Below are 20,603 nucleotides of genomic sequence, written 5' to 3' on the forward strand. Positions count from 1 at the left end.
ATTTTAATGAGGACTAAGGTTTGAGTTTGCATCGTTGCGACCGCCATCTTGTGTGGGCGGATCGTCGGGATTTCAACGAGCAAGGTTTCAATATTTTTGTACATGCAGCAATATATTCCATTAATATATGCTAAATACCTTATTTGAAATAAAGTATTGAAAATAGAGGTTAAGTAGTATATTAAAATACTAAAAAAGTATGGATTGAGGAAATTTCAATGGAATTAAGAACATTAAAGTATTTTGCTACTGTGGTCGAAGAAAAAAGTATTACAAAAGCTGCTGAAAAATTATGTATCGCACAACCACCACTTACACGACAAATCAAAAACTTAGAGTCAGAGTTAGGTGTCGTATTATTTGAAAGAGGCATGAGACCGATCAAAACAACTGAAGTTGGAGAATTTTTTTACCAATATGCTGTACAGATACTGACCTTAACAGCACATGCTAAATCGATGGTAAATCGATATAAAGTGACAGATACTACGGTACGAATTGGGTATGTTGGTTCGCTTTTTTATTGGAAATTACCTGAGATCATTGATTATTTAAGAAAGCATATTGCAAATATAAAAGTTGAATTAGTGGAATGCGGAACCAGAGACCAGGTAGAAGCTTTGAAATTGGGAAAAATTGATATTGGGTTTGGTCGATTAGGAATTAGTGATCCTTCAATAAAAAGAATAGTGATCGAAAGAGAGCAACTTTTTTTAGCAGTGCACAAAGATCATACATTAGTGACCCAAAATGTTAAGGAAGTACATTTATCACAATTGGTCAACGAACATATTTATATATATCCAAATACTCCTAAACCAAACTTCTCAACTTTTGTTCAAGGAATATTCTCTGAACTTGACTTAATTCCCCAAAATCTGATCGAGACGAGAGAAATCCATATGGCATTGGGAATGGTGTCATCTGGTGAGGGGGGGTGTATTATTCCAAAGAGTGCATGCTCTATAGGTATGAAAAATTTGAAATTTATACCAATTCTAGATAATGAGGCTGAAAGTCCAATTACAGTTGCCTATAGAAGTATCGATAATAATGAATACATCAAACAAATATTAGATTATCTAGACGAATTGAAGAGCATGAACTAATTTTTATGATTAGATTAATATAAAATATCTATTTATATGCAATATTTAATGGAAAAATAAATAGAATAATAATGTTAAAAATGATATTAATTTTATAAATCAGCATAAATTGGCATGGATTTGTCATAGGGATAGCGCTGATCTATAAAATATTTAGGATGATTTCGATGGAAAAAATTTCCGAGTTAAAGAGTAATGATGCAAAAAAAAAGGATATTTATGCTTGGTATGTTGTAATACTTTGCATGATTGCATATATATTTTCTTTTATCGATCGTCAAATTTTGGCTTTGATGATTGAACCGATAAAAGCAGATTTGAATTTAACAGACACGCAATTCAGTTTACTTCACGGACTAGCTTTTTCTTTATTTTACGCATTCATGGGTCTTCCATTGGCTTATATCGCAGATCGATTCTCAAGACCAAAATTAATTGCTGCCGGGATTGTATTTTGGAGCATTGCAACAGCTTTATGTGGTTTAAGTAAGAACTTTATCCAGTTGTTTTTGAGCAGAATGGGCGTAGGAATTGGTGAAGCTGCTTTGTCACCTGCAGCCTATTCAATGTTTAGTGATATGTTTGCAAAAGATAAATTGGGTCGAGCTGTCGCTATATATTCGATTGGATCTTTTGTTGGTGGGGGAATCGCATTCTTAGTAGGTGGTTTTGTCATTGGATTACTCAAGGACATGTCTCTTATTGCTGTACCCTTATTTGGAATGTTAAAGGCATGGCAAGTGGCGTTTATTTTAGTAGGTTTACCAGGAGTCATTATTGGCATATTGGTACTTTTAACTGTTAAAGATCCTAAGCGTAAAGGGCAAATGGTCGATGCGCAGGGGAACGTGGTAAAAGTAAAGCTTAGTGATACTTTTAAATTTTTGAAAAAGCATAAAAAAACATTTACATGTCATTATTTGGGATTTACTTTTTATGCCATGGCATTGTTTTGCTTAATTAGCTGGACACCTGCATTTTACATACGACATTACAATATGACAGCTACTGAAGTGGGTTATATGTTGGGTGCCGTGTTGCTTATTTCAAATACTTTGGGTGTATTTTCGGCTGGTTGGATGAATGATTATTTTATTCAAAAAGGCAGAAAAGATTCGCCTATGTTTGTGGGGGTGATTGGAATTGTAGGTCTGATTATTCCAATGATTTTGTTTTCACAAGTTAATGAATTATGGCTATCAGTTACATTGTTGGTTGTTGCAATGTTTTTTGCTTCTTTCCCAATGCCGATCTCAACAACAGCAATGCAAATGCTTTCGCCAAATCAATTACGTGCCCAAATCTCATCTATCTTTTTACTCATCAGTAATTTGATTGCTTTAGGTATTGGTACCACATTAGTGGCTTTAATTACGGATCGTTTTTTTGAAAATCCTTTAATGGTCGGTTCATCGATATCTATTGTTGGTGCAATATCATGCATATTTTGCTTTGTATTATTGAAAGTGGGTTGTAAAGCCTTCGAAAATAGTTTGCAAGTTGAGTCTAAATAAATCATGTCTGAATAAAATAATGAGGGTACACCTATCATGTATTTATCGAATCTGAAACTTTTAAAGAAATTCAACTTATTGTCTTCAAAAGATTATTTTCAGATTAGAGATGTGATAGGACAATACTTGTGCCCTCATCAATTTGAAGTATTGAATGATGAATCTTTAGAAGTAAAATTAAGTGGGTTTTCATTTGGTCAAGTTGCACTATTTGAATTAAGTTACAACGCTCCAGTTCAAATTAGTTTTGGTGCTGAGTGTCAAAGTTATCTGTTTAGATTTAATTTGGAAGGGGAATGTAAAGTCAAATATGATCATTCAACTTATCAACAACGTCCTGGATTACTTACAGTTTCTCATCCTCATTTTGAAAATAGAATTGAACTCAAAGCCAAATGTAGAAATATTATATTAAAAATTGATCATGAGTTGATTAACACTGTTTTATATCGCTTGTTGGGATATATCCCTCAAAAAAATCTTATTTTCGATAGTGGCATTTCCTATACGTCTGAAGAAAGAATTTCAATTTTAGAAACACTGAACTACTTATGCTTTGCATATTCAAATATTGAAAACTGGTGGCAAATTTCTGATAGCTTTAGTTCATATTTGACTGAGTTATTATTGATCAAAATTCCACATAATTTCAGTGAACGAATCGCAGATAAAAAAAATCAACTCATCCCAAGTTATATTAAAAATGCAGCTCATTTGATTGAGCAACATTATATGGAAGCAATCTCGATTGAGGAAGTTGCGAGGCTTGTAAAAGTCTCGGTAAGAACGCTTCAAAAGGGATTTAATACTTATTTGAACCAAACGCCTCTCAGTTTCATGACATCAATCAAATTGGACCGAGTTCATCAAGAACTTAAACACACTCAGGTTGATCAGCCTATAATTGATATCTTCAATGCTCATGGTGTAAGAAGTTTTGGACACTTTACTCGGCTTTATAAAAAACGTTATGGATGCACGCCTTCAGAAACCGTGAAACAAAACAAATTAATAGAAATAAATTCGTAATTCGAATAGCAGCACCGCTTTTTGACGCGAGTAAAAGGAAGAATCTTTCCTACTATCACAATACACAATAAATATGTAAGGGAAGAAAATGAAAATCACGGTTCTTGGCGGTGGACATGGATGTTATGCATCAGCAGTGGAGATGGCGGAAAAAAATCACGAAGTTAAATTATGGCGAAGAGATCGAGATTCACTAAAAGAATTAGCGAAATATGGTGAGCTTACTGTAAAAGACTTTCGTGGCACTAGAACAGTATCTGTTGGGGATGAACATCAAAAAATCCAACTTGAAACTGATTTATCCAAAGCTATTGAAAACGCTGAATTGATTATTATTCCTTTACCCGCAACAAGCCATGAAGATTTATCGATTGAAATAGCACCCTACTTAACATCTGGTCAAGTCGTATTTTTACCCCCAGGTACTTTTGGAACATACCTATTTGCTCAAGCAATGCTTAAAGTTGGAAATAAGTCTGACGTGGCTTTTGCTGAAACGGGTACTTTGCCATATTTAGTAAGAAAACATAGTCTGAATTCTATCGTGATTAGTGTATATGCGACGCGATTGCCTACTGGGGTCTATCCAGCAAAATTAAAAGATCATGCTATTAGAGTATTAAAGCAAGCTTATGACAGCATCGAGCCTATAGAGGATGCTTTGAGTGGAGCTTTAATGAATGCAGGACCCATTATTCATCCTCCATTAATTATGCTCAATGCTGCACCTTTAGAACATTTTGATGTATGGGATATTCATAATGAAGGTACTCAACCTTCAGTGAGGAGAGTAACGAGCTTATTAGATCAAGAGCGAATGAATATTCGTGAAGCATTGGGATACTCGAAACAGCATTTCCCACTCGCAGATCATTACAATAAAGAGGGTGAAGGAGATGAGTGGATGTATGGTAGGGGGGCACATGGTAAGTTGACTGACAGTGGCGATTGGCGCGAGAAAATAGATTTACATTTACATCGGTATATGCTCGAAGACACACGATTAGGCCTGTCATTTATTGTATCGGTTGGTAAGTATGTTGGAGTCAAAACGCCGATTGCTGAAGGGCTTCTGAATATCGCATCATCAATTACTGGTAGGGATTTGTATAGTGAGGGTCGCACTCTTGAAAATTTAGGGTTATTTGATTTAACACAGCAACAATTAAAACACCTGTTGAACTCCGGAGAGCAATCTGCATGATTAAAAATATTATTATTGTAGGTGCAGGTAGAATGGGTAATGCGATTGCGATCGCATTCGCATATGCAGGAATTGAGATTGCACTTGTAGACGTAAAAGATCGAAACCCAGCAGAAAAAAATGAATTTCTGCAAAAATGGAATGACAGCCTCGACCAAGAGTTGCATCTCTTAGAACATATCGGGATGTTAGTGAATGATCAATGTAAAGTATTAAAAGAAAGAATTCATTTCTATTTCAAAGATAATCAAACTATTGATTGGAAAAATTGTGAATTAATTATTGAAGGTGTACCTGAAATAATGACTCATAAACAACACTGTTTTCGGTGGTTGGAACCCTTAATTTCTAAAAACTGTATTGTGGCATCAACGACTTCGACCTTTTTGGTCACTGATATAGCAAAATTAATTTCTCATCCAGAACGTATTGTTAATGCGCATTGGCTTAATCCTGGATATTTAATGCCTTTAGTTGAGCTAAGCCGATCTGAGCATACTGCTGATATAGTAGTAGAAAAACTAAAAACATTACTTGAGGTAATTGGTAAAGTCCCTGTGATTTGTAATGCAGTTGCTGGATACATTGTTCCAAGAATTCAAGCATTGGCAATGAATGAAGCAGCGAGAATGGTTGAAGAAAACGTAGCAAGTGCTGAGGATATTGATAAAGCGATTCGTACAGGTTTTGGTTTGCGTTTTTCAGTGTTAGGTATGCTAGAGTTTATCGATTGGGGTGGAGGAGATATTTTGTATCATGCTTCTGAGTATTTGAGAGAAGAACTTGGTGAGCGTTACAAAGCCCCTGATATTATCAAAAAAAATATGAGGGAAAATAGAAATGGTATTAGAGAACTATCAGGTTTTTACAAATATGAAAGCATGGATATTTATCAATATAAACTAAATATCATATCAAAATTCGCTGAAAATTTGCGATTTAATAAGCTTATTCCACAATATGAAATTATGAAATAAGCGTTAGTAGGTAAAAAGATTTTAGTCTTTTTACCTATTTGGCATTAAATTGAATATTTTCTTTAATTGTAAATTTAGTGACTCAAGTTCTTGTTCATCAAAAGAATTTAATATACCAGCTAAAGTAACACGATTGATCTGATTAATTTCATCCACAAGACCATATCCTTTTTCAGTGAGCTTCACCATAGAAATCCTTTCATCATGAGGGGATGAGAAAACTTCAACTATCCCTTCTTCGACTAATCTATAGATTGCCTTAGTTGCAGTTGTTAATTTGATTGTTGCTAAATTTGCTATTTCAGTGATATTGGCTTCACCGAGAGCATTTGTACTCAAAATGATTTTTCTTTTTGTATTATCGAGACCTATTTTTTTTAAAGATTTATCAATCAATTGGGAATACTTACCATTAACTTGAGATATCCAAAAAAATGGAAAATTTTCCAAACTTTTGGGATCGTTATTTGGCAAATAATTTTCAAAATTTTTTAACATGAGCAGCAATTAAACTTAAAAAAATATAATTGATTATACAAGAAAAAAGACAAAGATTATTTTATTTCAAAATAACTTGACAAATACATTAATTTTTCAGATATTGATGTTGAGTATAAAAATACATGGAAAAGTGAATTGAATATTATATCTAGAAGTCTCTCTTTAGGAGATGGAAAAATTAGAGTCATGGTTAAAGACTCAATTGATATACAAAATGAAGTGACGACACTTGGAACTCAGGCTCGCGTTGAAGCATGCCCTGCAAACTCACACGCTGAAATTATAAAAAATATACTCAACAGTGATTGCAAAATTATTGGAAAAACTCATCTTCATGAACTTGCATTCGGTATAACTGGAGTAAACAAAAACTTCGGAACACCTTTAAATGTTAAGTATCCGAAGCTTATTCCTGGAGGTTCTTCCAGTGGTTCGGCTGCAGCTGTTGCGGCGGGTCTAGCAGACTTTAGTATTGGTACAGATACAGGTGGCTCAATTCGTATGCCAGCCGCTTGCTGTGGAGTGTATGGTTTAAAACCTTCATTTGGGCGTGTTAGCCGTGTTGGGGTTTGGCCAAAAGATACCACTTTAGACTGTGTTGGGCCATTCGCATCAGATATCAATAATCTGATTCTTGCTATACAAATCATTGATCCTACTTTTAAACAAATCCAAATTGATCAACAGCAGATTCAATTAGGAATATTGCGTGTCGAAGCGGAATCTGAAATTTGGCATGTCTTAGATGCTGAGTTAACAAAAATTGATTTACCTCAAAAAAATCTAGTCATAAACAATATTGATGAAGCATATCAAGCAGGTATGTCGATCATTAATTATGAAACTTGGGGTGCATATCATGATCTTACTCAAACTGGACTTCTAGCCAATGATGTTCAGCAGCGTTTATTAAAAGCATCTGAAACCACTCAAAAAGATGTTGAAAATGCTGAATTAATCAGAACTGAATTCACAAAGCAGATCAATGATTTACTCAACAACGTTGATGTCTTGATACTGCCGACACTACCTCAATTTCCACCTAAATTAGACGAAGCTGAAAATACTGTTGCTTTCCTCAATTTAACTAAGCTCGTGCGACCATTTAATTTATCGGGCCATCCAGCGCTCACGATTCCATATGAAACATCAAATGGCTTACCTGTCGGTATGCAATTAATCGCTAAGCATGGTGAAGATGAAAAATTGTGTGCTATTGCACAACACATTGTCGATATTACGAAGCATTCACAAGGAGGTGGCAAATGAGCAATTTAGCCAAAGATCAAACTGAGAGCTTGATTGATCTTGAAGAATTATGTCAAGAGATTAGACAGCGAGCGTGTTCAGGTGAATTCGACGAACAAGCATACGTGAGTCAAGACATTATTCAAAAACTGAAATCAATTGGGGTATATCGTGCTTTAGTTCCTAAACGTTTCGGTGGTGATGAGGTTTCACCGCGTACGTTTTGTGAACTTATTGAAAGGCTTTCTAAAGCAGATGGATCAGTAGGTTGGGTTGCAAGTTTTGGTATGAGCCCAGCTTATCTTGGGAGTTTACCTGAAGAGACACTTTCTGAACTTTATAAAAATGGCCCAGATATCGTTTTTGCTGGTGGAATTTTTCCACCGCAAGCTGCTCAAGTGACCGATGATGGTTTAGTTGTAAAAGGCCGTTGGAAATTCTCAAGTGGTTGTAAAGGTGCAGATATCGTTGGTGTAGGCATTGCCCCGATCAAAGATAATGAATCTCATGGCTTACCACGTATGGCTGTTTTACCAGCGCATAAAGCACAAATTGAAATGACGTGGGATACAGTAGGTTTAAAAGGCACAGGTAGTCACGATCTCATTGTCGATAATGTACTTGTACCTGAGCATTGGACTTTTGTTCGGGGTGAGCCATCTAAACTCAGCGAACCATTTTTCAAATATCCATCCCTCTCTTTGGCGACTCAAGTCCTCACCGTAGTCGGAATTGGCGTAGCCTCGGCGTCATTGGAAGAATTTAGAAAATTAGCTCCAGGTAAGTCGTCGATTACTGGAGGTGCAGAAATTGCTAATCGACCTATCACTCAGTACGAATTTGCGAAAGCTGAAGCTGAGTTCCTAGCTGCAAGAACATGGTTCTACAACACCATGGATATTGTATGGGAAGAAGTACTCAACGGGCGAAAACCTGCGCCACATTTAATTAGTGATATGCGTCTATCTTGTACACATGCTGCAAGAGTCTGTGCAAAGGTCACACGCAAAATGCAAATGTTAGCTGGCATGACTGCCATTTATACCAACCATCCATTTAGTCGCTTTGTGAATGACACGAATGTCGTGACACAGCATGCATTTATGGGTGATGCAACTTTACAAAATGCTGGTGCGATGAGCTTTGGGCTTAATCCGACACCTGGATATTTATAAATGACCGAAAAGAAGGAAATCGAAATGGAAGCTAAAAAATCATTACGCGTATTGTTCTGTATGGGGATTAACCAAAACTTCTTTGATGCAGAGCCAGCAGAAGCAAAGGCAGTATGGGCAGCATTTGGTGAAATGTGGAATGGTATCCATGATTTACCTGGCGTTCATGTATACGGCAACTTAGATGATGATCAAAGCATGGTAGGTGCAAGTACGGGTTGGCCTTGGACAACCTATTTATTGGCTGATGTACCTGATATTGAAACAGTTCATGCTGCATGTAATTTATTCCGTACGACTGTGGTCGGAGAAGGTCCATATAAACTTTGGAAGTATTGCAAAGTTGAAGCAAGAGTTGGTCGTGAATTAATTATTCAACGATAAGGATATCGATATGGTCGACTCTAATGAACTCAAAAGCATTCTTCAACGTCTTCAACAGTTGGAAGCGCAGAATCAAATTCGTAATTGCCTAAATCGCTATATGGAAATTTGTGATGAACTTAATCAAAACACAAATTTAGAAGCGCTGATGGATTTATTTGATCGTGAGTGTATTTGGGAGGGGGTAGGGAAAAAATACGCCCAGTCATTTGGTCGGCTTGAGTCTTGGCAGGCAGTATATGACATGTTTAAAACATACACGCTGAAGGACTCGCATTTTGTTATGAATGCACATTTTGTGAATTCTGAACAAATTTATATTGAGGGTGATGTGGCTGTTGGTCACTGGTTGATGTTGCAAACATCAACTTTCAAAACGGGTGCAAGCCACTTGAATGCAGCCAAACTGACAATCCGTTTTAAGCAACAAAATAATGGCATTTGGAAAATCAAACACTTCCAAACAGAAAATATTTTCAGTCGACCAGTAACGCATTGGACTAGTGATGATGAGTTACCAGTACCGCAATCAAATTAAGTCGGTTGAGTTGCATAAACAGTTATAAGGGAATACATGATGAATAGTGCAATACCAGTTCAAAATATTGAAATTGATTACAATGAATTAGTTCAAAGTGACCGAGTGCATACCTCTTTATATAAAGATGCACAAATCTTTGAAGATGAAATGGAAAAAATTTTCTACAGCACTTGGGTTTGGGTTGCTCATGCAAGTGAAATTCCAGATGCTGGTAGTTATAAAACGATTAATATTGGTAAACAACCTGTAGTTGCTGTACGAGATCGCAAGAAAAAAGTCCACGTTTTACTCAACCGCTGTCGCCATCGTGCTGCTACAGTTTGTGAGCATAAAAAAGGCAAAACAAATAGCTTTGTATGTCCATATCATGGTTGGAGTTACGCTTTGGATGGTACATTGCGTGGCGTTCCTTCACCTGAAAGTTATGGCGAATGTTTAGATAAATCTGAATTTCCACTGATCAGCTTACGTGTAGAAGAATATAACGGCATGATCTTTGCGACTTTCAAAGACGATATTGAGCCATTAGAAGACTTTTTAGGTGCTGCGAAAAAGTGGATTGATCTATTCATGAAGCAAGGCGCAGGTTATCCAGTCAAAGTATTAGGTGAACATCGTTTTACATTCCCAGGTAACTGGAAGATTCAGTTGGAAAATACAACTGACGCGTATCATTTCCCATTAGTTCATAAATCATTCTTAAGTTCTGTAGACGAAAAAACAGAAGAGCTTTTCAACTTTGAAAATCAACCAGGCTATGTTGAAGATCTAGGAAATGGTCACAGCGTGATGGTGATGATTCCAGAACTGGTAGATCTTGATGAAGAGTTGATGGAGCGACCAATCCAAGAGCGTTTTGAAGAACTTGCCCAAGCGCTGCGTGAAGAAGGTCATGAGGAACTTGAAGTTCGTCGAATTTGCCGTGCTGTCGGTGGTTCGGGCTTTAACTTAAATATTTTCCCTAACATTGCATGTTCTATGGCGTTCTTCCGTGTAATGCAACCATTAGCGGTAGATAAAACTGAAATTCACCACTCAGTGATTACGATGGATGGTGGACCACAAATTGCCAACCAATATCGCCTACGTCTACATGAACATTTCCAAGGTCCTTTCGGTTTTGGTACGCCAGATGATGCGGAAGCTTGGGAGCGTGTACAGCATGGTGCAAATGCGGGCAATGATCTTTGGATCATGTTGAACCGTGGTTTACCAGGAGAAGTCAAAACTGAAGATGGTCTGAAGAGTGACGTGAGTGCTGAAACAGGCATGCGTGGCGCTTACCAACAATGGAAAAAGTTGATGACGGCTTAAGGGGAAGAGCATGAAAATTAATTTAAATCTTTTGAACGAAGTAACAGCATTCATTTGGGCTGAAGCTGACATGTTAGATCATTCAGAGTATCAAGCATGGTTAAATTTATGGAATGAAAATGGCAAATACATCATTCCAATTGATCCATCATTGACAGATTACGAAAACCATTTGAACTATGCATATGACAATCACCACATGCGTCAATTACGTGTAGAGCGTTTACAAAATGGTGAAGCAATCTCGACAGCTCCCAAGGCCAATACTGTTCGTAGCCTGTCACGTGTGCGAATTATTGAAGAAACTGATCACAAGATAATTTTACGCTGTGCACAAAATTTAAGAGAGTTCCGCAAAGAAAATTTACGTCATTACACTGCTGATGTGATTTATGAGCTAATACGTCAAGAGAATGGCGAACTCAAAATAGACCGTAAAATTATCAATCTAGTCAATTCGACAGATACCTTGGCTGGTATCAGTTACATTCTATAGGAGGTGACCATGTCACAAGTTGTTTTGGTTACTGGTGCTGCCTCAGGTTTAGGTAATGTGATTGCTGAATATTTTGCTGAACAAGGGCATCAAGTTATTTTAACTGCAAGTACCTTAGAAAAAGCGGAAAGTGCTAAAGCTGCGAGTCAGTATCCATCGCAAATGTATCCCTTAAAACTGGATATATCAGTAGAGCAGGACTTTAGAGAAGCAGTGAGTTGGATTGAAACTCATTTCAACAAGTTGGATGTTTTAATCAATAACGCCACAGTAACTAAAGCAACTCCTGTCCTTGAAATCACTGCGAGTGATTTTGATTGGGTGACACAAGTCAACCAACGAGGAACATTTCAGTCATGCCAAATTATTGGTCAATATATGGCATCTAAAGGATTTGGTCGAATTATCAATATGGCTTCATTGGCTGGTCAGAATGGTGGTACTGCAACGGGAGCGCATTATGCAGCTTCAAAAGGGGCAATCGTAACTTTGACTAAAATTTTTGCAAAAGAATTTGCCGCTAAAGGTGTGACGGTAAATGCCGTAGCACCAGGACCAATGGAGTCTCCAATAGTACACAGCGTTGTTTCAGATGAAAAAATGGAAGCGTTTATCAATAACATTCCTGTTAAGGCTTTAGGCAGTATGAGTTTTATCGCTGAAACTTGTGCTTTGTTAGCATCCCCACAAGCAGCTTTTGTGACAGGAGCAACATGGGATATTAACGGAGGACTATTTATGCGCTAAGCATTGGCTTAGTCATAAAGGGGAAAACTATGAACGAAAAATACTCCGTAATAGTAAATAAAAGATCAGTAGAAGCGGAAAATGTTGTTGTATTAGATTTAATTTCAGCAACTGAGTCTCCATTACCTGAAATTGAAGCTGGATCACATATCGATCTATTCCTGCCTAATGGGTTAATCCGTCAGTATTCTCTATGTCAAGATCCTAGTTTAAAAGGTGTTTTTCGACTAGGGATCTTAAAAGACGAAGCATCAAGAGGGGGATCACTGTCGGCGTTTAATGACATCTCTGAAGGGATGCAACTACAAGTCAGCCATCCTAAAAATTTGTTCCCATTGTTAGATGCATCTCACAGCGTTTTAGTTGGTGGTGGTATTGGGATTACACCGTTAATTACCATGGCTTATGATTTATTGAATAAGAATAAGTCATTTGAATTGCATTATTGTGCAGCCTCTAAACAAACCGCTGCATTTGTAGATGAAATCAAGCAAGGTCCCTTAGCGAGTTATACAACTTTCCATTTTAAAGATGATGGTGCAAATCATCGTGAATTTTTTGATCACGCAATGAAAGATATTGCCAAAGATTCACATTTATATACCTGTGGTCCTAATGGATTTATGGATTGGATTATTAATCTTGCTGAGTCTAAGGGTTTTAGTTCCGATCAATTACATAAAGAATATTTTCAGGTAGATATTGATTTAGGTGGTGCTAGTTTTGAAGTTGTTGCACAACAAAGTGGTAAAACGATTCAAGTAGCTCCAGAGGAAACTATTCTGCAAGCTTTAGCGCGAGAAGGGATAAAAGTCGAGTTATCGTGCGAACAAGGCGTTTGTGGAACGTGTATGTGTGATGTGCTTGAAGGCGAACCCGATCATCGAGACGTCTACTTTACTGACGAAGAAAAAGAAAGTAATGAGCAGATTTTAGTGTGTTGTTCTCGATCAAAAACACCGAGATTAGTTTTAGATATTTAATAGTTGAATTGCCATCATGGAAGGTCATTTTGGGATTCAGGAGAAGGGAATGAATAGTTATCAAAAATCGGAAGAACAAGCTATTGATCCGATGAAATTCCGCAGAGCACTCGGTAATTTTGCAACTGGGGTTACCATTATTACAGCGCAAAATGCGCAAGGTGAAAAAGTGGGTGTAACTGCCAATAGTTTTAACTCAGTTTCATTAGACCCACCTTTAATCTTGTGGAGTATTGATAAAAAATCGACCAGTTTTGAAGTTTTTAAAAACTCTAGTCATTTTGCAGTCAATATTTTATCTGGATCTCAAATCGAGGTATCGAATAAATTTGCTAAACGCAATATTGATAAATTCGAAGGAGCAAACTACCGTTTGGGTGTAGGTAATGCTCCAGTTCTGGAAAATTGCTCTGCTGTTTTTGAATGTGAATTATTTCAAATTGTAGAAGGCGGGGATCACTGGATTATTATTGGAAAGGTCGTTAATTTTCAAGATGAAGGTCGTAGTCCATTAGTATATCACCAGGGTGCGTACTCAGCAGTAACACCACACCCAATGTTAAGAATTAAAGATTCAAATCCAGTCCAAACTGATGATTTGGGTCAACTATATCAAGGTAACTTATATAATAATGTTGCCTATCTCATGAGTCGAGCATTCAAGTTTTATCAAAATGATTACATCCCAAAGCAATTAGTCACAGGTTTTAGAACGAGTGAAGCTCGAATGCTTTTAGTGCTAGGCAGTGGTGCAAGTTCATGCAAAGATGATTTACCACGTGATATAGCAATGCCTATGCGAGAAATAGAAAGAGCAGCGGAAATCCTTAAGAAGGATGAGCTACTAGTCGAAACAGAAGAATTCTACCAATTAACGGATAAAGGTAAAAAAACCGCACATTATTTATTTGATATAGCTGATGAGCATCAAAATGAAGTATTTGCAAAATACAGTGACCAAGAAAAGAATACCTTTATCACCATTCTAAAAGATATTGCGGGTATTCATTAAATCAAATTGGGCTAAATGTTAGATCATTTGGCCTTTTTTTCAATCTATGAAGATTTAAAAGGGATTTAATTATTAATTAAGGTATATAAATATACTTAAAAGAAAATTGAATTTTCTATGGAATTGGAAAAGAATTGGGTTGAATATATGAAATTTCATATAGCTGAATAGAAAAAATTAAACAGGGTTGAGTGAGAAAATCAGTAAAAAACTAAGGGGAAGTTGAGTGAAAAAGTTACCTACATTTGCAATACTAGCAATTTGCTGTAATACAGCAGTTTATGCGGACTTGGTAAAAGATAGTCAAACGACAATAAATTTAAGAAATTTCTTTATTGATCGAAATAACACAACACAGCCTGATGTTGGTAGTTGGTCACAAGCATTAGGTCTAAAGTTTAGTTCAGGTTATACCAATACACCCATTCAGGTGGGTTTTGACGTGACTTCAAGTTACGCACTAAGATTATCAAATCATAATGCTGAAAGGTCTGATTCGATCTTACCATTTGATCCCATAAAAAATGAGCAAGAACGTAGTTATAATAAATTTGGTGCAACCTTAAAGCTGAAATATAAAGATTCTGAGCTATTAGTTGGGGAACTTTCGCCAAAAACACCTGTTGCATTTATTGATGATTCACGTCAGTTGGTGACAACATATGCTGGTGCGGCATTTGAAACCAAAGCCATTCAAGATTTAAAACTGTCTGCTGGACGAATCACGCATATTAATGCGCGTAATGATGATGAGTTTGAAAAACTAAGCTTGTTTGCACCAGGTAAAGCAAGAATAGAAAGTAATGGTTTAAGTTATGTTGGTTTAGACTATAATTTTAGCCCTAAAATTTCAGGCTCTTACTGGTTTGGTCAGCTGGAAGATATTTATAACCAACATTATTTAAATGCAGCATATAACACTCAAATTGGCGACTCTAAAATCAAATTAGATGCACGTTATTTCCATAACAGTGAAGCTGGTGACAAATACTATGGAAACATAGATAGCAAAACATTTGGCGTTCAGGCCAACATTCAAAATGGCTCACATAGTTTTGCTGCAGGTGTTCAAAAAAATTCCGGGGATACCAATTTTCCAACATTTGATGGATTCGCTCCTCAACCTTTCCTACATACTTGGTCAACTTTAGGTTTCATCAAACCTGAAGAACTTACTTATCATGCACTTTATTCTTATGACTTTAAAAATGTTGGTTTGCCGGGTTTAAGAACGACTTTGCGTTATTTATATGGTACGAACATAGAGCGTAATGGCCTACCAGATAATAAAGAAACTGAAGCTAATTTCATTGTCGGCTACACCGTTCCAGAAGGGTCTTTTAAAGGGTTGGGTATAGAATGGAGGTATATCGACACGACTACTAAATATGGTGCAGGAACAACCAATGGTAATGATTTTGTTGAAAATCGAATCATTACTACATATAGCTATAAATTCTAATTACATAAACAGTTAATGGACAAACTGGAGATTATATGATGTTTAAAAAATTATTATTATCAACAAGCTTAATCGCAATTGCCACTTATGCTCAAGCTGATATCACGATTGGAGTTGTGACATCATCATCCGGACCTGTAGCAATGGTAGGTATACCACAAAAAAATACAGTTGCTTTATTACCTAAAAAAATTGGTAATGAGAACGTTCGATATATTTCTCTTGATGATGCGAGTGATCCTACAGCATCTGTCAAAGCTGTCGAGAAACTAATTAAAGAAAACAAAGTTGATGCAATCATTGGTCCTTCTGGTTCACCAAATGCTTCTGCTGTGATTGGGACGATTGCTAAAGCGAAAGTACCTCTTCTTGCACCGGTTGGAACTTCTACGATAGTCATGCCAATGACGGATCAAAAAAAATGGGTGTTTAAGACCACTCAGAATGATGAAATCATCGCAGAAGCGCTTGTGCAAGATATGGTGAAGCGAAAAATTACAACTCTAGGATTTATCGGTACTGCTGATCCGTACGGAGAAAACTGGGGAAAAGTCTTAGCGAATTTAGCAAAGAAAAATGGGATTAAAATCGTTGCTCAAGAATCATTTCAACGTCAAGACACCTCTCTAACTGGTCAAGCGTTAAAACTCATAAGTAAAAAACCACAGGCAATTCTAGTTGCAGCACCAGGCAGTTCAGCAGTGCCTCCACAAACTGCTTTATATGATCGAGGCTATCGAGGGCAAATTTATCAAACGCATGGTGCGGCTTTAGATCAATATTTAAAAATGGGTGGCAAGAAAGTAGAAAATACGATTTTAGCTGCCAGTTTAATGCTTGTTTTAAATGAAGTATCTAATACACATCCTTCTAAGAAAATTGCTACTAAATATATCAATGATTATAAAGCAAAATATAAACAAACACCTGCAACTTTCGGGGCAAATGTGTATGACGCAGGTATTTTGCTTGAAAAAGCTGTACCGACTGCTTTGAAAAAAGCAAAGCCTGGCACCGTGCAATTCCGTGAAGCTCTACGTGATGCATTGGAATCTACAAAAGAAGTCGCAGGAACTCAAGGCGTGTATAACATGAGCCCATCTGATCATAGTGGATTTGACAAGCGTGGGCGTGAAATGATCATTGTTAAAAATGGTCAGTGGAAACTACTGAAGTAAATTTAGCTTTTCATCATAAATAAACTCAGAGCGATATGCATATATCGCTCTAGGTAAATTCATCCTCAAAAAAGGGTAGGAAGATGTTATGGATTTAAATATCGCGTTAATTTTGGGGCAGGATGGTATTACCAGTGGTGCTATTTATGCATTATTAGCGCTATGTATCATTTTAGTTTTTACTGTCACTCGGATATTACTTATTCCATTGGGTGAATTTGCTGTATTTGGTGCATTGACTTTGGCATCCATTCAAGCAGGTATTCCAAGCTTAATAGTTTGGCTGGTAGTTGCGTTTTTTATTGTCAATACAAGTCTGGATTTATACGCTAAATTTTTTAAAAATCAAATATTTAATATCAAAATTTTTATTGCGTCATTGATTTATATTTCTTTGATCGTTATCGCGATGTACACACTACCTTTAGCGACGCTTCCAATGCCAATTCAAGTTTTATTGACTTTGGCTGTGATTACACCGCTTGGTCCTCAAATGTATCGCACTTTTTTTCAACCTTTAGTCGCAGCCAAACCTTTAGTTTTATTGATCGTGTCGATAGCGGTTCATGTGGCATTAGTCGGTTTAGGACTCGTGATATTCGGTCCAAATGGTGCTCAAACACAACCATTTAGTGATAAAAGCTTTGAAATTGGGACTCTTGTTTTAAGCAGTCAAACTTTGATCATTATCGTTTCATTCTTTGTGATGATTTTAGTGCTTTGGTATTTCTTTGAAAAAACACTCTATGGTAAGGCATTGCATGCAACCGCTGTCAATCGAGTCGGTGCACAGCTCATGGGTATTTCTCCAATTTTTGCGGGCAAACTGACTTTTGTTTTAGCTACATTTATCGGAACCTTATCAGGCATTTTAATTGCACCGATCACAACCCTGTATTACGACTCAGGATTTATTTTAAGTCTGAAGGGATTTGTAGGGGCAATCATTGGAGGACTAATCAGCTTCCCAGTCGCAGCAATTGGTGCCGTGATTGTTGGTGTTATTGAGTCTTTCTCCATGTTTTGGGCAAGTGATTACAAAGAAATCATCGTCTTTACATTAATTATTCCTTTCTTACTTTGGAAATCACTCACAACTCGTCATGTTGAGGAGGATGAAGAATGAAATCAAAAACTTATTTCTTTATATTTGCGCTAATTGTATTCATCAGCCCATTTTTTTTACCGACCTATCAAGTCACTTTATTGAACTATATTGGTCTAAATGCATTAGTCGTGTTAGGTCTTGTATTGGTGACAGGCGTTGGAGGCATGACTACATTTGGTCAAGCAGCCTTAGTAGGAATTGGCGCATACGCAACTGCTTACTTAACTGTGACTGAACAATTACCAAGTTTCCTCGCATGGACAGGTGGCAATCCTTGGTTTGGACTTCTGCTCGGAATAGTCATTACAGTCGCATCTGCGATTTTGGTGGGTGGCTTAACACTAAAACTTTCAGGGCATTATCTGCCTTTAGGTACGATCGCTTGGGGCATTTCACTTTATTATTTCTTTTCGACCATTGAAACTTTAGGTGGGCATTCTGGAATTTCGAATATTCCCTCTATCTCTATCGCAGGATTTGCCTTTGATAATGGCAATAAAATGTTCTACCTCATATGGCTCATTGTATTTATTGCCATTATTTTGACAAAAAATCTTTTAAATTCTCGAGAGGGTCGAGCAATCCGCGCTTTGAAAGGCGGACAAGTAATGGCTGAGTCTATGGGAGTAAATACGTTTAGAGCAAAAATGATTATCTTTGTGATTGCTGCAATTTTTGCATCAATTTCAGGGTGGCTTTATGCACACACGCAAACTTTTATTAACCCGACACCTTTTGGACTCCAAATGGGTATCGACTACTTGTTTATGGCGTTGTTAGGCGGTGTCGGTAGTATTTGGGGTGCAATATTAGGTGCAGGCATATTCACCATGGTACGCCAATGGTTGCAAGATGCTTTGCCTATTATTTTTGGCGGACAAGGTCATTATGAAACAATCGTATTTGGATTAATCATTGTTGTATTGATGCAAAAAGCACCATCAGGGATTTGGTCATTTATTACTAAGTTGATCCCAAATAAATATAAGCCTGTAGATTTATATCCTTCAATCCACCCCATTCCTCAAATGGACAAAGTAGAAAATCAAATCAACAAGGGTGAATTGATATTAGATGCGAAGAACATCACGAAAAAATTTGGGGGCTTAGTTGCGAACAATGAAATGAATCTGAAAATTCACGCTGGAGAGGTTCTCGCTTTAATTGGTCCGAATGGTGCTGGTAAAAGTACCATGTTCAATCAAATATCAGGTGTAGATGTTCCAACAAGTGGTGAAGTTTTATTTAAAGGTAAAAAAATAAATGGCATACCATCCAGAGAAATTGCCAAATTAGGATTAAGTCGCACATTCCAACACGTAAAAATCTTGCCTGAAATGACTGTATTAGAAAATACAGCCATAGGTGCACATTTGCGCGGAGAAAAAAGTGTCATCTCATCCATGTTACTTCTTGATCGAGTTGAAGAAAATGAACTTCTCAATGAGGCTAAATATCAACTAGAACGTGTAGGGCTTGGAGAATATTTGTATGTCGAAGCTGGCAGTTTAGCACTCGGTCAGCAACGTATTTTAGAAATTGCACGTGCTTTATGTGCGAACCCAAGCTTATTACTACTTGATGAGCCCGCAGCAGGATTAAGATTTAAAGAGAAACAAGCCTTAGCTGAACTTCTATCTAAATTACGTGCTGAAGGTATGGCAATTCTCTTGGTCGAGCATGATATGGACTTTGTCATGAATCTCGCAGACCGAATTGTGGTCATGGAGTTCGGTCAAAAAATTGCTGAAGGATTACCAGAAGAAATTCAAAAAAATGAAGCTGTATTGGAAGCTTATTTAGGAGGTGCTGCATGATCACAATGCTTGGAAATCAAGAGGGCACGCCTCTGCTAGAAGTAAATAATTTGAGTGTTGCTTACGGAAAAGTCGAAGCGCTTTCAAATTTTAATATGCGTGTTAATCAAGGCCAAATTGTTTCTGTTGTTGGTCCAAATGGTGCGGGTAAAACAACTTTATTGTCTGCAATAATGGGGGTGCTGGGTTCTAAAGGAAACGTCGATTTCGATGGGCATGTGGAGCAATGTCCACAGGTTGAGCAAATGGTCATTCGTGGGCTCGGATTAGTGCCTGAAAAACGAGAGTTATTTGGAACAATGTCTATTGAAGACAATCTTATGCTTGGCGCTTTTCAACGCTATCGCCAAAGAGACAAAGAAATTTTCAGCACTTTAGATGAAGTGTATGACATTTTTCCTCGTTTGAAAGAAAGACGATCTCAGCAAGCAGGAACACTTTCTGGTGGTGAACGACAAATGCTTGCAGTGGGTCGTGCACTCATGGCTAAACCTAAATTGTTGATGCTTGATGAGCCGAGTTTGGGATTAGCGCCACTCATCACCCGAGAAATTTTTAAGGTCATTGACCAATTAAGAGGACATGGCGTGTCTATCTTGTTAGTTGAGCAGAATGCCAGAGCTGCTTTAAAACTTGCAGATTATGCTTATGTCCTTGAAATGGGAGAACTATCAATGGAAGGAAGGGGCTCTGATTTAGTTGAAGATCCAAGAATCATCGAAAGTTACTTAGGAATTAATAGTAAGCATCAAGACGTATTAGCTATATAGAACATAACTACTCATACGCTTTTCAGGGATTTGA

At 37.1% G+C, this 20,603-nt stretch carries 20 protein-coding genes; 19 read left to right on the forward strand and 1 reads right to left on the reverse strand.

Annotation, left to right across the window (positions count from 1 at the left end):
- The first annotated feature begins 218 nt into the window (after positions 1-218).
- The 5 genes from AC1M9A_RS11360 to AC1M9A_RS11380 all read left to right on the forward strand — a co-directional run bounded on the left by AC1M9A_RS11360 (position 219) and on the right by AC1M9A_RS11380 (position 5,833).
- Positions 219-1,109, forward strand: coding sequence for a LysR family transcriptional regulator (locus AC1M9A_RS11360; RefSeq protein WP_035266330.1), 891 nt, complete (start codon positions 219-221; stop codon positions 1,107-1,109).
- A gap of 167 nt (positions 1,110-1,276) precedes the next feature.
- Positions 1,277-2,623 (forward strand): spinster family MFS transporter, encoded by a 1,347-nt coding sequence (locus AC1M9A_RS11365; RefSeq protein ID WP_481610250.1) that lies wholly within the window; start codon positions 1,277-1,279, stop codon positions 2,621-2,623.
- 36 nt (positions 2,624-2,659) lie between these two features.
- Entirely contained in the window at positions 2,660-3,652 is a 993-nt protein-coding gene (locus AC1M9A_RS11370; RefSeq protein ID WP_481593650.1) for a helix-turn-helix transcriptional regulator, read from the forward strand.
- A gap of 88 nt (positions 3,653-3,740) precedes the next feature.
- Positions 3,741-4,856 carry an NAD/NADP octopine/nopaline dehydrogenase family protein gene (locus tag AC1M9A_RS11375; protein ID WP_481610251.1) on the forward strand — a complete coding sequence of 372 codons (1,116 nt, stop codon included), beginning with the start codon at positions 3,741-3,743 and terminating at the stop codon, positions 4,854-4,856.
- On the forward strand, positions 4,847-5,833 hold the full coding sequence (locus tag AC1M9A_RS11380) for a 3-hydroxybutyryl-CoA dehydrogenase (RefSeq protein ID WP_481610289.1): 987 nt from the start codon (positions 4,847-4,849) through the stop codon (positions 5,831-5,833). Before AC1M9A_RS11375 ends, AC1M9A_RS11380 begins: the two co-directional genes overlap by 10 nt.
- A gap of 30 nt (positions 5,834-5,863) precedes the next feature.
- Here AC1M9A_RS11380 and AC1M9A_RS11385 read toward each other — a convergent pair whose 3' ends face one another.
- Entirely contained in the window at positions 5,864-6,331 is a 468-nt protein-coding gene (locus AC1M9A_RS11385; protein ID WP_092767678.1) for a MarR family winged helix-turn-helix transcriptional regulator, read from the reverse strand.
- Between the two features lie 138 nt (positions 6,332-6,469).
- Between AC1M9A_RS11385 and AC1M9A_RS11390 the strand changes: the two genes are divergently transcribed.
- From AC1M9A_RS11390 to AC1M9A_RS11455, 14 genes are all read left to right on the forward strand, one after another.
- Complete coding sequence (locus tag AC1M9A_RS11390; RefSeq protein ID WP_481610252.1) at positions 6,470-7,603, forward strand: amidase; 1,134 nt, start codon at positions 6,470-6,472, stop codon at positions 7,601-7,603.
- Positions 7,600-8,757: an acyl-CoA dehydrogenase family protein gene (locus AC1M9A_RS11395; RefSeq protein ID WP_481592079.1), complete on the forward strand. Its 1,158-nt coding sequence runs from the start codon at positions 7,600-7,602 to the stop codon at positions 8,755-8,757. The genes AC1M9A_RS11390 and AC1M9A_RS11395 overlap by 4 nt, the downstream gene beginning before the upstream one ends.
- A gap of 24 nt (positions 8,758-8,781) precedes the next feature.
- Positions 8,782-9,141, forward strand: a complete 360-nt coding sequence (locus AC1M9A_RS11400; protein ID WP_035266405.1) for a hypothetical protein — start codon at positions 8,782-8,784, stop codon at positions 9,139-9,141.
- Positions 9,142-9,151: 10 nt separating this feature from the next.
- Positions 9,152-9,679: a nuclear transport factor 2 family protein gene (locus AC1M9A_RS11405; protein WP_092767685.1), complete on the forward strand. Its 528-nt coding sequence runs from the start codon at positions 9,152-9,154 to the stop codon at positions 9,677-9,679.
- Between the two features lie 39 nt (positions 9,680-9,718).
- Positions 9,719-10,996, forward strand: coding sequence for an aromatic ring-hydroxylating oxygenase subunit alpha (locus AC1M9A_RS11410; RefSeq protein ID WP_035266339.1), 1,278 nt, complete (start codon positions 9,719-9,721; stop codon positions 10,994-10,996).
- A gap of 10 nt (positions 10,997-11,006) precedes the next feature.
- Complete coding sequence (locus AC1M9A_RS11415; RefSeq protein WP_481610253.1) at positions 11,007-11,492, forward strand: aromatic-ring-hydroxylating dioxygenase subunit beta; 486 nt, start codon at positions 11,007-11,009, stop codon at positions 11,490-11,492.
- Between the two features lie 9 nt (positions 11,493-11,501).
- A complete protein-coding gene (locus AC1M9A_RS11420) occupies positions 11,502-12,239 on the forward strand; it encodes an SDR family NAD(P)-dependent oxidoreductase (RefSeq protein WP_092767689.1) in 738 nt (245 codons plus the stop codon).
- 29 nt (positions 12,240-12,268) lie between these two features.
- Positions 12,269-13,222: a PDR/VanB family oxidoreductase gene (locus tag AC1M9A_RS11425; protein ID WP_481592082.1), complete on the forward strand. Its 954-nt coding sequence runs from the start codon at positions 12,269-12,271 to the stop codon at positions 13,220-13,222.
- Between the two features lie 49 nt (positions 13,223-13,271).
- Positions 13,272-14,234, forward strand: a complete 963-nt coding sequence (locus AC1M9A_RS11430) for a p-hydroxyphenylacetate 3-hydroxylase reductase component (protein WP_180028234.1) — start codon at positions 13,272-13,274, stop codon at positions 14,232-14,234.
- Between the two features lie 226 nt (positions 14,235-14,460).
- Positions 14,461-15,696, forward strand: a complete 1,236-nt coding sequence (locus tag AC1M9A_RS11435; protein WP_481587681.1) for an OprD family outer membrane porin — start codon at positions 14,461-14,463, stop codon at positions 15,694-15,696.
- Between the two features lie 35 nt (positions 15,697-15,731).
- Positions 15,732-16,874 carry an ABC transporter substrate-binding protein gene (locus AC1M9A_RS11440; protein ID WP_180028233.1) on the forward strand — a complete coding sequence of 381 codons (1,143 nt, stop codon included), beginning with the start codon at positions 15,732-15,734 and terminating at the stop codon, positions 16,872-16,874.
- A gap of 88 nt (positions 16,875-16,962) precedes the next feature.
- Positions 16,963-18,000, forward strand: coding sequence for a branched-chain amino acid ABC transporter permease (locus AC1M9A_RS11445; protein ID WP_035266350.1), 1,038 nt, complete (start codon positions 16,963-16,965; stop codon positions 17,998-18,000).
- The gene (locus AC1M9A_RS11450; RefSeq protein ID WP_092767697.1) at positions 17,997-19,799 is read left to right on the forward strand and encodes a branched-chain amino acid ABC transporter ATP-binding protein/permease; all 1,803 of its coding nucleotides are present in this window, start codon (positions 17,997-17,999) and stop codon (positions 19,797-19,799) included. Before AC1M9A_RS11445 ends, AC1M9A_RS11450 begins: the two co-directional genes overlap by 4 nt.
- Complete coding sequence (locus AC1M9A_RS11455; RefSeq protein ID WP_035266352.1) at positions 19,796-20,569, forward strand: ABC transporter ATP-binding protein; 774 nt, start codon at positions 19,796-19,798, stop codon at positions 20,567-20,569. Before AC1M9A_RS11450 ends, AC1M9A_RS11455 begins: the two co-directional genes overlap by 4 nt.
- Positions 20,570-20,603 lie beyond the last annotated feature (34 nt).

It is taken from the genome of Acinetobacter sp. ANC_7634 (assembly GCF_056779875.1).